This window comes from Streptomyces physcomitrii (assembly GCF_012273655.1).
Classification (GTDB): domain Bacteria; phylum Actinomycetota; class Actinomycetes; order Streptomycetales; family Streptomycetaceae; genus Streptomyces; species Streptomyces physcomitrii.
This window is the reverse complement of the sequence record NZ_JAAWWP010000003.1, coordinates 360,509-373,399: the sequence shown is the minus strand read 5'-3', so window position 1 is coordinate 373,399 and position 12,891 is coordinate 360,509. Positions and strand designations below refer to the sequence as shown.

13 protein-coding genes and 1 tRNA gene are annotated in these 12,891 nt (G+C 72.8%); 8 read left to right on the top strand and 6 right to left on the bottom strand.

The features are described 5' to 3' along the window. Window positions 1-469 precede the first annotated feature (469 nt). Window positions 470-553 (top strand) — tRNA-Leu (locus HFV08_RS07450). 285 nt (window positions 554-838) lie between these two features. Here HFV08_RS07450 and HFV08_RS07445 read toward each other — a convergent pair. Continuing rightward, the gene (locus HFV08_RS07445; protein ID WP_168537035.1) at window positions 839-1,486 is read right to left on the bottom strand and encodes an FMN-dependent NADH-azoreductase; all 648 of its coding nucleotides are present in this window, start codon (window positions 1,484-1,486) and stop codon (window positions 839-841) included. Between the two features lie 153 nt (window positions 1,487-1,639). Here HFV08_RS07445 and HFV08_RS07440 point away from each other — a divergent pair, with 153 nt between their 5' ends. From HFV08_RS07440 to HFV08_RS07425, 4 genes are all read left to right on the top strand, one after another. Further along, window positions 1,640-2,023 carry a winged helix-turn-helix transcriptional regulator gene (locus HFV08_RS07440; protein WP_168537033.1) on the top strand — a complete coding sequence of 128 codons (384 nt, stop codon included), beginning with the start codon at window positions 1,640-1,642 and terminating at the stop codon, window positions 2,021-2,023. Between the two features lie 239 nt (window positions 2,024-2,262). Then, window positions 2,263-3,759 (top strand): DUF2252 domain-containing protein, encoded by a 1,497-nt coding sequence (locus HFV08_RS07435; RefSeq protein ID WP_168537031.1) that lies wholly within the window; start codon window positions 2,263-2,265, stop codon window positions 3,757-3,759. A gap of 72 nt (window positions 3,760-3,831) precedes the next feature. Further along, a complete protein-coding gene (locus tag HFV08_RS07430; RefSeq protein WP_168537029.1) occupies window positions 3,832-4,701 on the top strand; it encodes a J domain-containing protein in 870 nt (289 codons plus the stop codon). 224 nt (window positions 4,702-4,925) lie between these two features. Further along, complete coding sequence (locus HFV08_RS07425; RefSeq protein WP_168537215.1) at window positions 4,926-5,255, top strand: rhodanese-like domain-containing protein; 330 nt, start codon at window positions 4,926-4,928, stop codon at window positions 5,253-5,255. A 143-nt stretch (window positions 5,256-5,398) separates the two neighbouring features. Here HFV08_RS07425 and paaE read toward each other — a convergent pair whose 3' ends face one another. From paaE to paaA, 5 genes are read right to left on the bottom strand one after another with little or no spacing between them, the layout of a single operon-like run. Continuing rightward, window positions 5,399-6,457 (bottom strand): 1,2-phenylacetyl-CoA epoxidase subunit PaaE, encoded by a 1,059-nt coding sequence (gene paaE / locus HFV08_RS07420; protein WP_168537027.1) that lies wholly within the window; start codon window positions 6,455-6,457, stop codon window positions 5,399-5,401. Continuing rightward, window positions 6,457-7,116: a 1,2-phenylacetyl-CoA epoxidase subunit PaaD gene (paaD, locus tag HFV08_RS07415; RefSeq protein WP_168537025.1), complete on the bottom strand. Its 660-nt coding sequence runs from the start codon at window positions 7,114-7,116 to the stop codon at window positions 6,457-6,459. Before paaD ends, paaE begins: the two co-directional genes overlap by 1 nt. Then, window positions 7,110-7,826, bottom strand: coding sequence for a 1,2-phenylacetyl-CoA epoxidase subunit PaaC (gene paaC / locus HFV08_RS07410; protein ID WP_168537023.1), 717 nt, complete (start codon window positions 7,824-7,826; stop codon window positions 7,110-7,112). Before paaC ends, paaD begins: the two co-directional genes overlap by 7 nt. Further along, window positions 7,823-8,113, bottom strand: a complete 291-nt coding sequence (gene paaB, locus HFV08_RS07405; RefSeq protein WP_168537021.1) for a 1,2-phenylacetyl-CoA epoxidase subunit PaaB — start codon at window positions 8,111-8,113, stop codon at window positions 7,823-7,825. Before paaB ends, paaC begins: the two co-directional genes overlap by 4 nt. Next, window positions 8,110-9,177, bottom strand: a complete 1,068-nt coding sequence (gene paaA / locus HFV08_RS07400) for a 1,2-phenylacetyl-CoA epoxidase subunit PaaA (protein ID WP_246341566.1) — start codon at window positions 9,175-9,177, stop codon at window positions 8,110-8,112. Before paaA ends, paaB begins: the two co-directional genes overlap by 4 nt. 231 nt (window positions 9,178-9,408) lie before the next feature. Here paaA and HFV08_RS31095 point away from each other — a divergent pair, with 231 nt between their 5' ends. Genes HFV08_RS31095 through HFV08_RS07385 form a run of 3 tightly spaced genes read left to right on the top strand, consistent with a single transcriptional unit; the run spans window position 9,409 to window position 12,625 of the window. Continuing rightward, window positions 9,409-10,395 (top strand): DUF5819 family protein, encoded by a 987-nt coding sequence (locus tag HFV08_RS31095; protein WP_210429948.1) that lies wholly within the window; start codon window positions 9,409-9,411, stop codon window positions 10,393-10,395. Further along, complete coding sequence (locus HFV08_RS07390; RefSeq protein ID WP_312885456.1) at window positions 10,392-11,780, top strand: HTTM domain-containing protein; 1,389 nt, start codon at window positions 10,392-10,394, stop codon at window positions 11,778-11,780. The genes HFV08_RS31095 and HFV08_RS07390 overlap by 4 nt, the downstream gene beginning before the upstream one ends. Then, entirely contained in the window at window positions 11,777-12,625 is an 849-nt protein-coding gene (locus HFV08_RS07385) for a TrmH family RNA methyltransferase (RefSeq protein ID WP_168537019.1), read from the top strand. Before HFV08_RS07390 ends, HFV08_RS07385 begins: the two co-directional genes overlap by 4 nt. Window positions 12,626-12,891: the final 266 nt, after the last annotated feature.

The following is a 12,891-nucleotide window of genomic DNA, read 5'->3' as shown; positions in this document are numbered from 1 at the left end:
AACCGGACCACCGGTACCGTCCGCACCGCCCGTCTCCCGTCACCGCGCGTCCCTCTTCCGTCCCCCGCCGTGCTTGCGTTCCGTACTCGTGCGTCCGCAGCCCGGGCGTCCTCGGTCGGATCGTAGAACGGGCCGCAAGCCAGTGTCCCGCACCTGTGGACAGGACCGGGACAAGTCAGGGGGTACGGGCCCGACTGGTGCGAGGTTGTTGCGTGGCGGAGAGAAGCGGCGGAGGGAAGCGGCAAAGGGAAACGGAAGGGGGCGGGCGCGGGGCGGAACGGTCGCCGGGGGCGGCCGGCCGGTCCCGGGGCAGGGGTGCGAGGAGCGGCTTCACCGTCCCGGTACGGGCCGGGAGGGGCCCGGGCTGCCCGGTAATACGGATGTGAATCCACCCTCGGCACCGTGCTAATCTTCTGGATGTCGGAAGGCGCTCCCACCGCCAGTGAGAGACAGCAGCGACAACACCCATGCGCGGGTGGCGGAATAGGCAGACGCGCTGGATTCAGGTTCCAGTGCCCGAAAGGGCGTGGGGGTTCAACTCCCCCCTCGCGCACTCATCTTGGTGACACCGACGGTGTCCACGAAGTCAGAAATGACCTCGGTCGGAGCGAAGGCTCCGGGCGGGGTCTTTTTTGTGTGTCCGGTCACCTGGCCGTGCCCGGGTGCCCGTACGCCTGTGAGGGAGCACACAGGGCGGGCGGGCTCGGCGGAACGCCGGCCGGAAGGGCCGGGAGCGCGAAGGCCCCGGTCCCGTGGGGTGGACGGGGGCCGGGGCCTTCGACGGTCCGCGGGGCGGCGGCAGTTCGCGGCCGGGCGGTGCCGGGCGGTCGTCGGGTGATCAGGCGGCGAGGCGCTGGGCGAGGAGCACGGCCTTCTGCTCGGCCTCGTCGAGGGCCTTGGCGCGGGAGGCCTCGGCTGCGGGGACCAGGTCGGCCATCGCGGGCGTGCTCGCGGCGAGGGTCAGCTCCGGGACGATGAAGTCCACCTCGAAGCCCATCATGTCGCCGAGGACCGCCTGCAGATAGTTCTGCACGTACTCGTAGCGCTCGCGCGGGGTGCCCGGCGCCGTCGAGCCGCCGCGGCTGGCCACGATCGTGAGCGGCTTGCCCTTGCCGGACGGGTCCTCGCCGCCGGTGCGGCCGACCAGGATCACGTGGTCCAGCCAGGCCTTGAGGGTGGACGGGATCGTGAAGTTGTACATCGGGGCGCCGATCAGCACGGCGTCCGCCTGCTCCAGCTCCTCGATCAGCGTCAGCCGCCGGGCGAAGGCGTCCGCCTGCTCCGGGGTGTGCTGCGCGGGGTCGGCGAAGCCCGCGGAGGCGCCGAGCCCGTCGAGGTGCGGCAGCGGTTCGGCCGCCAGATCCCGGTAGACGACGGTGCCCTCCGGGTGCTGCTTCTCCCAGTTCTCGCGGAAGACGGAGGTCACCGCGCGGGAGACGGACTGCTCGCCGGAGAAGGAGGAGTCGAGATGCAGAAGCGTGGCCATGGAATCTCCTGAAGGTGACGTGCGGCGGGGAGGCGGGGCTGTCTCCCGGGTGGGTTCCGCAACTCAAGTAACTGCTTTTGAGTACGTAGCTATTCCTAGCATAGTTGCTTACTTTTTTTCATCTGCATACGACGGTGCAGTACCCTGGAGGACATGGCGGCAAGGGACGGGCGCGAGGAGCACAACGAAGAGGCGTGCAAGACGGTCGACGCGGGCATGGCCCGGGTCTTCGCGCTGCTCGGAAAGCGCTGGACCGGCATGATCGTCAGCGTCCTCATGGAGCGCCCGGTGCACTTCGCCGAGCTGCGGCGGGCCGTCCCCGGCATCAGCGAGCGCATGCTCTCCGACCGCCTCACCGAGCTGGCCGTGGCCGGGCTCGTCCTCCGCGAGGTCGACGAAGGCCCCCCGCTGCGCGTCTCGTACCGGCTCACCGGCACGGGCGCCGCCCTGGAGCCCGCCCTCAAGGAGCTCGGCCGCTGGGCGGAGCAGTACCTCCCCGAGCGGGCGGTGGAGTGCCCGAAGGCCTTCCGGGACTGAGGGCCGGGGCCCGAAGGTTTTCGGGAGGGTTCTCCTAGCGGCGCCTTCTGTGGAAAGCCCTGCTCAGGCGGTGTGCGGGCTGAGCTGTGCAGCTGCCCCGAGGTTGTCCACAGGCCCTGACGCACCTGCCGGTACGCGGGTACCGTCTTGCCCGTTCCACCACGGAGCGGTACGGGACACCGGCAGATCGGTGCGAGACAGCGGCAGTTCGGTGCGAGACAGCGGGGGAGGCGTTCGGCATGACCGGACTTCAGGCGACGGAGGCGGAGCTTCCGGGCCGGCAGGGGAGCACGTCCGAGGCGGCGGGAGCGGCGGCGGGTACGACGGTGCGCCTGCCCACCGTTCGTGGCTTCGCGCCGCGGCGGCGGGCGGGCTCCGCCGGGGCCGAGGGGCGGGGAGCGACACCGAAGGCCGAGGGCAAGGCGCTGCGCGGGCAGGTCCCGCGGTCGGCGCACGCGGAGTTCACCGCCGACGGCGCACGGCCGGACGCGGTGCGGGCGGTGACGGAGTCCAACGCCGGACGGCTCCCCGCGCTCACCCCGATACGGGTGGGCAGGATGGCCGCCTCCCCCTTCGCCTTCCTCCGGGGCGCGGCGGGCCTGATGGCCTACGACCTGGCCCGCACTCCCCTGACCGGCATCGGCACCCAGATCTGCGGCGACGCCCACGCGGCCAACTTCGGCCTCTACGCGGACGCCCGCGGCGGACTCGTCATCGACCTGAACGACTTCGACGAAACGGTGCACGGCCCCTGGGAGTGGGACCTCAAGCGCCTGGTCGCCTCCATCGTCCTCGCGGGCCGGGAGACCGGAGCCGACGAGGACACCTGCCGCGAGGCCGCCCGGGACACCGCGGGCTCCTACCGCCGCACCATGCGGCTGCTCTCCCGGATGCCGGTGCTGGACGCCTGGAACGCGATCGCGGACGAGGAACTCGTCTCGCACACCGACGCCCACGACCTCCTCGGCACCCTGGAACGCGTCTCCGAGAAGGCCCGCAACAACACGAGCGGCAGGTTCGCGGCCAAGTCCACCGAGCCCACCGAGGACGGCGGTCTGCGCTTCGTGGACGCCCCTCCGGTGCTGCGCCGGGTCCCGGACGCCGAGGCGGCGGCCGTGGCCTCCGCTCTCGGCGAGTACGTCGACACCGTGTCCGAGGACCGGGTCCCGCTGCTCTCGCGGTACGCCCTCCAGGACGTCGCCTTCCGGGTGGTGGGCACCGGCAGCGTCGGCACCCGCTCCTATGTCGTCCTGCTCCTGGACCACCGCGGCGAACCCCTGGTCCTCCAGGTGAAGGAGGCGCGCACCTCGGCGCTGGCCCCGCATCTCCCCGCGGCGGGCTTCGCCCAGGAACCGGTGGAGCACGAAGGGCGGCGCGTGGTGCGGGGCCAGAAGCGCATGCAGGTCGTCAGCGACATCCTGCTCGGCTGGACCTCGGTCGGCGAACGGCCCTACCAGGTACGGCAGTTCCGCAACCGCAAGGGCAGCGTGGACCCGGCGGCCCTCGCCTCCGACCAGCTCGACGACTACGGGCGGATGACCGGCGCCCTCCTCGCCCGCGCCCACGCACACGGCGCCGACCCGCGTCGGCTCACCGGCTACTGCGGCAAGAACGAGGAACTCGACGAGGCCATGGCCGCCTTCGCCGTCGCCTACGCCGACCGGACGGAGGCCGACCACGCCGACCTGGTCACGGCGGCACGGGCCGGTCGGATCGCGGTGGAGTGGGGGGTGTGAGGGAGCACGCCGCGGGGCCGGGCGCCCCCGACCGTCCCCGCCCCCACCTGCCCCGTGCCCTAGGCTGGACGGGTGACGACCCCGGAAGCCGAGCCGACGCAAGCCGAGCGCCCAGACGCCGCCGTCCCCAGCCAGGATCCCGCGGGGGCCGCGGGGGCGGAACGCGGGGAACGCCCCGAGGAGAGGCTTGAGCGGGCGGTCCGGGCGGCCGAGCAGGCGCTGATCGAGTACGAGATCGCGGTGGAGACCTTCCGGGTCGAGGTGGAGAACTTCTCCCGCCTGCACCACCAGCGTCTCGGTCCCGTGTACGCGCGCCTCGACGAACTGGACGCGCAGATCGCTGAGGCGAAGGCCGCCAGGACCGGTGATCCGGAGGATCAGCGCAAGGCCGAGGAGGCGCGCGCACGGGTGCTGCCGATGCCGTCCGTGGACGAGCTGTTCCACGGCTGGATGGACGGGGACGGCCTGTACCCGGAGGCGGGCGCGATGCTCACCGGGCAGTCGGTGCGGCCCCCGGAGCGGGTCCGGCCCAGCGAGGAGGCCCGGCGCCTCTACCGCGAGCTGGCACGCAAGGCCCACCCCGATCTCGCGCAGGAGGAGGCGGAGCGGAAGCGGCGGGACGAGTTCATCACCCGCGTCAACGCGGCCTACGCACGCGGTGACGAGGCGCTCCTGCGGGAACTCTCCGCGGAGTGGGCGGCCGGCCCGGCGCCCGAGGAGCAGCGGCTGAGCGAGAGCGAGGAGCTGTACGCCCGCCTCGAGTGGCTCTCCCGGCGCAAGGAACTGATCTCCCTCGTCGCCAAGGAGCTGGAGGAGGGCGCCATCGGGTCGATGCTCCGGATGGCACCGGACGACCCCGACCGTCTCCTCGAAGAGGTCGCCGAGCAACTCCTGGCTCAAGTGACCGAGCGCGAAGCCGAGTTGGCCCAGCTCCTCGCCTGAGCGCAGGAGGGACTGCCACCGGTCCGTCCGTCCGCCCGTTCGTGCCTGCCCGGCCGTCGCGCCGGTCCGGCACCGGGGGAGTTCCTCTCGGCAGGCGCTCCGCGCTCTCGCGCCCAACGGCCTCCCGGCCTCTGCTCGACCTGCGCTGATCACGTACTCCGGGACTGCCGCGGCAGCGTCCCGGTGCCGTCCGGTAGCGTCGCCGTATGGAATTCGGATCTGGTGTGCCCACGGTCGCGGTCTCGGATGTGGCCGAAGGCGACTTCCTGCTGGATGTGCGCGAGGACGACGAGTGGCAGACGGGGCATGCCGCCGGGGCCCTGCACATTCCGATCAGCGAGTTCGTGGCGCGCTTCGGTGAACTGACCGAGGCCGCGCCGCAGGACGGCCGGGTCCATGTGATCTGCCGCTCCGGGGGACGGTCGGCCCAGGTGACCATGTATCTGGTCCAGCAGGGCGTCGACGCGGTGAACGTCGACGGCGGTATGCAGATGTGGGAAGCCCTCGGCCGCCCCGTCGTGGACGACAAGGGGCAGCCGGGCTCGGTGCTCTGAGCCCCGCCGCCCCTCGCTTCAGCCTTTCGGGGCGGGTGCCCGAGTCCCGGCACCCGCCACCTCACCCCGCTCCGGTCCACCTCACATCGGCACACCCCGCTCCGGCCGCCCTCACACCGGTCCGTCCCGCTCCGGCTGCCGGCTCAGCGGTCGAAGTCCACCTCGACCTTCTCCGAGGCCGGGTGGGACTGGCAGGCCAGGATGTAGCCCGCCTCGGTCTCCTCCGGTTCCAGGGCGAAGTTGCGGTCCATGCGGATCTCGCCGGACACCAGGAAGGTCCGGCAGGTGCCGCAGACCCCGCCCTTGCAGGCATAGGGCGCGTCCGAGCGGTTGCGCAGCACCGTTTCCAGGACGGATTCCCCGTCCTGGACCGCCCAGCTGCCCGACCGGCCGTCCAGCTGCGCGGTCACCGTGCTGTGCGCCGGGCCGCCGATGCCGACCGCCCGCGGGGGCGCGGCGTCGACATGGAAGATCTCCTGGTGGACGCGGGTACGGTCCACGCCGAGTGCCCGCAGGGCGGTCTCCGCGGACTGCACCAGCCCCAGGGGGCCGCAGAGGAACCAGCCGTCGATCCGCTCGACCGGCAGCAGCGCGGGGAGCACCTGGCGCAGCCGTTCCTCGTCGAGGCGGCCGGAGGGCAGTCCGGCCTGCTGCTCCTCCTGGGAGAGGACGGTGGCCAGCTGGAAGCGGTCCGGGTAGCGGTCCTTCAGGTCGGCGACCTCGTCCAGGAACATGGTCGAGGCCGCGGTCCGGTCGCTGCGCAGCAGGCAGAAGGAGGCCCCGGGTTCCCGGGCGAGCAGGGTGGCGGCGATCGACAGGACCGGGGTGATGCCGCTGCCGCCGACCACCGCCGCGTAGTGGCCGGGAGCCGGGTCGAGGGTGAACCGGCCGGCCGGGGTCATGACCTCGACCTCGTGGCCGGGCTGGAGTTCTTTGAGGGCGTACGTGGAGAAGCTGCCGCCCTCGATGAAGCGCACGCCGACCCGCAGCGTGCCCGGGCCCTCGGGGCCGGGGGCGGGGGAGCAGATGGAGTAGGTGCGCCGCACCTCGGCGCCGTCGGCGAAGCGGCGCAGGGCGAGGTGCTGCCCGGCGGCGTGCCGGTACTCCGCGCGCAGCTCGGGCGGTACCTCGAAGGTGAGCGCGACGGAGTCGTCGGTGAGACGGTCGACCGCCGCTACCCGGAGGGGGTGGAAGCGGGCCATCACAGCTCCTTGAAGTGGTCGAAGGGTTCACGGCAGTCGAGGCAGCGGCGCAGCGCCTTGCAGGCCGTGGAGGAGAAGCGGCTGAGGAGTTCGCTGCGCGGGGAGTCGCAGTGCGGGCAGCGCAGGGACTCGTCGGCGGGGAAGGGGGACCCGTTGGCGGGGAAGGACGACCCGTCCGCGGAGCGAGGCAGGCCGGTACCGACGTCCGTACGGGCAGGGTCCGTACCGGCGCTGTTCGCACCGGCACCGGCACCGGCATGGGCGGCACCGGCGGCGCCGGTGCGGGTCGGGCCCAAGGGCACCGCGACCGGTCCCGCCGCCCGGGTGGTGCGGGGCGGGGCGATGCCGAACTCCCGGAGTTTGCGGCGCCCTTCGGCCGAGATGTCGTCGGTGGACCAGGGCGGGGAGAGCACGGAGCGGACGGTGACCTCGCGTATTCCGTGGGCGTGCAGGAGGCGTTCGATGTCCGCGGACATGGTCTCGACGGCGGGGCACCCGGTGTAGGTCGGGGTCAGCTCGACCTCGACGCTGCCGGGGCCGGTCAGGTGCACCTCGCGCAGGACGCCGAGGTCCGCGAGGGTGAGCACGGGCAGCTCCGGGTCGGGCACGGAGCCCGCGAGCGCGCGGAGTTCGGCTTCGAGGCGGGTGTCGGTCACCATCTCGCCCCCGGGTGGCTGCGGTGCAGATGCTGCATCTCGGCGAGCATCCGGCCGAAGGACTCGGTGTGCAGGCCCTGCCGTCCGGCGCCGGCCTTCCACGCTCCGGTGCGCGGTCCCTCGGGCACCTCCAGGGTGGCGGAGGTGAGGACCTCGGTGACGGACTGCTGCCAGGACCGCTCCAGCTGCTGCCAGTCGGCGGGCACGCCCTCGACGGGCTGGAACATCTCGCCGGTGAACTGCCACAGGGCGGTGGCCGCCCGCTGCATCCGGCGGTGGCTCTCCTCGGTGCCGTCGCCGAGGCGGCGGGTCCACTGCTCGGCGTGGTCCCGGTGGTAGGCGGTCTCGTGCACCGCCTTCCCGGCGAGCGGGGCGAAGACGCTGTCCCCGGTGGCGAGTTGGCCGTACAGCAGGTGCTGGTAGGTGGAGAAGTAGAGCTGGCGGGCGAGGGTGTGGGCGAAGTCGCCGTTGGGCTGTTCCACGAGCTGGAGGTTGCGGAAGGCGCGCTCCTCGCGGAGGTAGGCGAGCTCGTCCTCGTCGCCCGCCATGGAGAGCAGGACGCGGGCCTGGCCGAGGAGGTCGAGGGCGATGTTGGCGAGGGCCACCTCCTCCTCCAGGACGGGGGCGTGGCCCGCCCACTCCCCCAGGCGGTGCGAGAGCACCAGGGCGTCGTCGCCGAGGGCGAGGGCTGCGGTGTGCGCGGCGGCGGTCACAGGTGTTTCACCCCGTCCGGGATCTCGTAGAAGGTGGGGTGCCGGTAGGGCTTGTCGGCGGTGGGCTCGAAGAAGGGGTCGCGCTCGTCGGGCGAGGAGGCGGTGATCGCGGTGGACGGGACGACCCAGAGCGAGACGCCTTCGCCGCGGCGGGTGTAGAGGTCGCGGGCGTTGCGCAGGGCCAGCTCGGCGTCGGGCGCGTGCACGCTGCCGGCGTGGGTGTGGGAGAGGCCGCGGCGTGAGCGGACGAAGACCTCCCACAGGGGCCAGGTGACCGGGGTGCTCATGCCGTCGCCTTTCGTGTGCCGTTGCGGTCGCCGGTGCCGGTCGGGGGAGCGGGGTGCTCCGGGGTCTGACCGGTGCCCGTGTGCGGGGTGCCGGGGCTGTGCTTGCGGGCGTAGGCCTCGGCGGCTTCGCGGACCCAGGCGCCGTTCTCGTGGGCGCGGCGGCGCTGGGTGATCCGCTGGTCGTTGCAGGGGCCGTTGCCCTTGAGGATCTCCTTGAACTCGCTCCAGTCGATCTCGCCGAAGTCCCAGTGCTGCCGTTCCTCGTTCCACCGCAGGTCGGGGTCGGGGAGGCTGAGGCCGAGCGATTCGGCCTGGGGGACGCAGATGTCCACGAAGCGCTGGCGCAGCTCGTCGTTGGAGAAGCGCTTGATCTTCCACTCCATGGACTGGGCGGAGTGCGCGGACTCGTCGTCCGGCGGACCGAACATCATCAGGGACGGCCACCACCAGCGGTTCACGGCGTCCTGCGCCATCTCGTGCTGGGCGGCGGTGCCGCGGCTCAGGGCGAGCAGCGACTCGTACCCCTGGCGCTGGTGGAAGGACTCCTCCTTGCAGACGCGGACCATGGCCCGGGCGTACGGGCCGTAGGAGCAGCGGCAGAGGGGGACCTGGTTGGTGATGGCGGCGCCGTCCACGAGCCAGCCGATGGCGCCGACGTCCGCCCAGGTCAGCGTCGGGTAGTTGAAGATCGACGAATACTTCTGACGGCCGGAGTGCAGCTTGTCGAGCAGTTCGTCGCGGCTGGTGCCGAGGGTCTCGGCGGCGCCGTAGAGGTAGAGGCCGTGCCCGGCCTCGTCCTGGACCTTGGCCATCAGGATCGCCTTGCGCCGCAGGGAGGGGGCGCGGGTGATCCAGTTCGCCTCGGGCTGCATGCCGATGATCTCGGAGTGGGCGTGCTGCGCTATCTGGCGGACGAGGGTCGCGCGGTAGGCCTCGGGCATCCAGTCACGGGGCTCGATGCGCTCGTCCGCCGCCACGGCGGCGTCGAAGACGGCCTCGAACGCCTCCTCGGACATGCCCTCGCCCGCGCTGCCGGGCGTGGGCCGCGCCGGTGCTGTCGCCATGCCGGTCCCCTTCGACTTCGACACTCCCGACCGATCGTTCGGTTCGGTGGATCTCCATGGTGGGACCGGCTGCGTATGGTGTCAACCCTGTGGATAACCTCTGGCCCGTCGCGGCCCCCGGGTTACCGTTCGCCTGCGAACCGGGCGCGGACCGGCCGCCCGCCGGGTCGGCCCCGCGCGGATCGAAGACAGAGAAGACAGAGAAGGCAGACAAGAGGGGGGAGGAGAGGGATGGACGTGCACGCCGACGACGGCGGGGACGAGGGCGCCGAGGCCACCGCGAAGAGCGGGAACGCCGAGGGCGCCGAGCACATCGAGAGCACGGAGCGCATCGAGCGCATCGAGCACGTCGAGAGTGCCGAGAGCGTCGGGCGCACCGAGAGCGCGGTCGCGTCCGACCACGGCTCGACCACCCCTGAGACCTCCGCCGCCCCCGAACCCCCCAGCGCGCTCGACCCCTGGCCCACGCTCCCTCCGCCTCCGCCCCCGGCGCCCGCCCCGCCTGTCCCGCCCGCCCCCGGCATCGCCGGTCTCTCCCCCCGGTACCAGATCGGGCTCGCGCTGGCGCTCGCCGGGGTCGTCGTGCTGGTCGGGGTGCATCTGCTGATGGTGTTCCTGCACGTGGCGCCCTCGAACACGATGACCAAGAAGCACGGTCAGGCGGTCGACGACTGGGTGTACCCGGAGTTCGAGCAGAACTGGAAGCTCTTCGCGCCCAACCCGCTCCAGCAGAACGTCTCCGTGCAGGCCAGGGCCGAGGTCCGGACCGACGGCGGCGGGACCAGCACCACCGGCTGGTACGACCTCTCCGCGATGGACGGCGCGGCCATCGACGGCAATCTGCTGCCCAGCCACACCCAGCAGAACGAGCTGCGCCGCGCCTGGGACTTCTACGTCTCCTCGCACGACGAGCAGAACCGCCCGACCGGATCGCGCGGCGACCTCTCCGAGCAGTACATACGCCGGATCGCCCTGCTGCGCCTGGACCGCGAGCAGGCGGGCGGCCCCGGCTGCGCCCCGGTCAGGGTCCAGCTGCGGTCCCGTACCACCCAGGTCGCGCCGCCCGGATGGAGCGAGGAGAAGGCCACCGGGAAGCCCGTCCTCCGGGAACTGCCGTGGTGGTCCGCCGACTCCGAGGACGTGCCGCTGGGACGGGGCGGGGCGGCGGCGCGGGGCAGGTGCGCGCCCGCGCCCGCGCTGGAGACGGGGGACCGGTGAAGGGCACCCTCGACGCGCTCACCCGCGGTGTCACCCGGATCACCGGCTCCGCGCTCGGCCCGTACCAGAGCGCGGTCGTCCGGATCGGCTTCGCCACCACCTGGCTGCTCTTCCTGCTGCGCGAACTGCCGCACCGGCACGAGCTGTACGGCCCCGAGAGCCCCTGGAGCTGGGAGCTGGCGCGGACTCTCGTCGAGGGGAACGACGCCTTCACGCTGCTGATGTGGTCGGACGGGCGGCTGTGGTTCGAGGCCGTCTACGCGCTCGGTCTGCTCTCCAGCCTGCTGCTCCTGCTCGGCTGGCACACCCGCGCCCTGTCCGTCCTGTTCATGGTCGGGGTGCTCTCGCTGCAGAACCGCAGCGTCTTCCTCGGGGACGGCGGCGACAACGTCCTGCACCTGATGTCGATCTACCTGGTCTTCACCCGCTGCGGGCAGGTCTGGTCCCTCGACGAGCGCCGGCTGCGGCGGGCGCGCGAGAGCGGTGCCCGCGCCGAGTGGGGCGGCATCGTGCTCTGGTCGGTGCTCGGGCTCGCGCTGCTGAGCGCCGCGGTCCTCGGCAAGCTCAGTACGGGCTGGGCCCTGCTCTTCTTCGGGCTGTGGTCGGCGTACGCCCTGTGGTGGCTGCTCGGCAGGACCGCCCCCGGCGGCGAACCCCGCCGCTTCCTGGACGCGCTGGGCAATCTCGTCCACAACGCCGCCCTCTTCGTGATCATGGCCGAGGCCTGCCTCATCTACGCGACCGCGGGCTGGTACAAGATCCAGGGCAGCCGCTGGCAGGACGGCACCGCCGTCTACTACCCGCTCCACCTGGACTACTTCTCGCCCTGGCCCGCCCTCTCGGACGTACTCGCCTCCCAGGGCCTGGTGGTCATGGTCCTCACCTACGGGACCGTCCTGGTCCAGGTGGCCTTCCCCTTCACCCTCTTCAACCGGCGGGTCAAGAACGTCCTGCTGGCCGCGATGATCTGCGAGCACGCGGTGATCGCCGTCGTGCTCGGCCTGCCCTTCTTCTCCCTCGCGATGATCGCCGCCGACGCGGTCTTCCTGCCGACGGCCTTCCTGCGCCGCCTCGGCACCGGCGCCGACCGGCTCCGCCGCCGCCTGCCGTACGGACGTCTGCCGCTCCCCCGCCCGGGTCGTCCCGCCCCCGGCCGCCCTCCCACCGAGGTGCCGGTCCCGGCGCCCGCGCCCGCTGCCTCCGGTCAAGCTGCCTCCGGTCGAGCTGTCTCCGGTGGGGCCGCCCTCGGTGGTGCCGTGCCTGGTGGTGCCGTGCCTGGTGGTGCCGTGCCTGGTGGTGCTGTGCCGGGTGGCGGTTCGGCCCCCGGTGGTCCCGCCCGCGCGGACGGGACCGGTGGCGGGGCGCCCGTAGGCTTCGGGCCATGAACGACACGGCGGCGGCCGCCCCTGGGGAGAAGGCGCGGCAGGCGGTACGCGCCTGGCGGGCACGGGCCGAGGGCGGCGAGGGGTTCGTGCTGCTCGACGGCTTCCACGCGCTCAAGCACGCCCTGCGGTTCGGGGCCCGGGTGCCGATGGCGCTCACCGCGGACCGTGCGGCGGCGCTCGCCCTCGCGGCCGAGCTGGCCCCCGATGTCGTAACGGCGCTGGACGCCCTGCTCACCGAGGTCCCGGAGGACACGCTGCGGGAGCTGGTGCCGCGGCTGCACCCGACCGCCGTGGCCGCGCTCGCCGCACGCCCCGACCGGGCCGCCCAGCTCGCCGCGCTGGCGCGGATGCCCCGGCGCACCCCGGTCGTCGTTCTCGACGACCCGCGCAACCTGGGCAACGCGGGCGCGGTCATCCGGCTCGCGGCCGGCTTCGGCGTCACCGGGGTCGTCACCACCGGCACGCTCGACCCCTGGCATCCGACCGTCGTCCGGGGCGGGGCCGGGCTCCACTTCGCGACCGCCGTCGAACGCCTCGGGGCGGGCGAACTGCCGCCGGGCCCCCTCTTCGCCCTCGACCCCGAGGGCACGGACCTCCGCGGGACGCGGCTGCCCGACGACGCCGTCCTCGCCTTCGGCTCCGAACGCAGCGGCCTCTCCGCCGAAGTCCGTTCCCGCGCCGACCACTTGCTCGCCCTGCCGATGCGCCCGCAGGTCTCCAGCTACAACCTCGCGACCAGCGTGGCGATGACGCTCTTCCACTGGTCGGCCGGATCGGAGGCCGCTCCCGGCGGCGGCGCGGAAGGCGCGGGTGCCATGGGCGGCACGGGCGGCACGGACGGCTGAGTACGGAAGACCGCGCAGAGGTGTGACCTTCGTACGGTTGTTTCGTTGGGCACGGTGCGCGGAGGCAGTTGGAGTATGTGGCGTCGAGGGTTTCGGTGGTGGTTGCCGGTGCGCGCGTAAGCGCGGCCGGTCGTGCAGTACGTGGGAAATGGTGAGCCGATCTCCGCTCCTAGGGCCGGGAAAAGGTCCGCCTTCCGCCCCCGGGCGTTTCGAGGGGGTTTTCCCGCCATGCCCTCGTCCTGACGGGCGGGGGCGCATGTGGAGGC

Coding starts and splice junctions, on each gene's coding strand:
- paaB (WP_168537021.1), bottom strand. CDS start 8,113: ATGAGCACCCCGGTCACCTGGCCCCTGTGGGAGGTCTTCGTCCGCTCA.
- paaD (WP_168537025.1), bottom strand. CDS start 7,116: ATGGTGACCGACACCCGCCTCGAAGCCGAACTCCGCGCGCTCGCGGGC.
- HFV08_RS07445 (WP_168537035.1), bottom strand. CDS start 1,486: ATGGCCACGCTTCTGCATCTCGACTCCTCCTTCTCCGGCGAGCAGTCC.
- HFV08_RS07435 (WP_168537031.1), top strand. CDS start 2,263: ATGACCGGACTTCAGGCGACGGAGGCGGAGCTTCCGGGCCGGCAGGGG.
- HFV08_RS07385 (WP_168537019.1), top strand. CDS start 11,777: ATGAACGACACGGCGGCGGCCGCCCCTGGGGAGAAGGCGCGGCAGGCG.
- paaA (WP_246341566.1), bottom strand. CDS start 9,177: ATGGCGACAGCACCGGCGCGGCCCACGCCCGGCAGCGCGGGCGAGGGC.
- paaE (WP_168537027.1), bottom strand. CDS start 6,457: ATGGCCCGCTTCCACCCCCTCCGGGTAGCGGCGGTCGACCGTCTCACC.
- HFV08_RS31095 (WP_210429948.1), top strand. CDS start 9,409: ATGGACGTGCACGCCGACGACGGCGGGGACGAGGGCGCCGAGGCCACC.
- HFV08_RS07440 (WP_168537033.1), top strand. CDS start 1,640: ATGGCGGCAAGGGACGGGCGCGAGGAGCACAACGAAGAGGCGTGCAAG.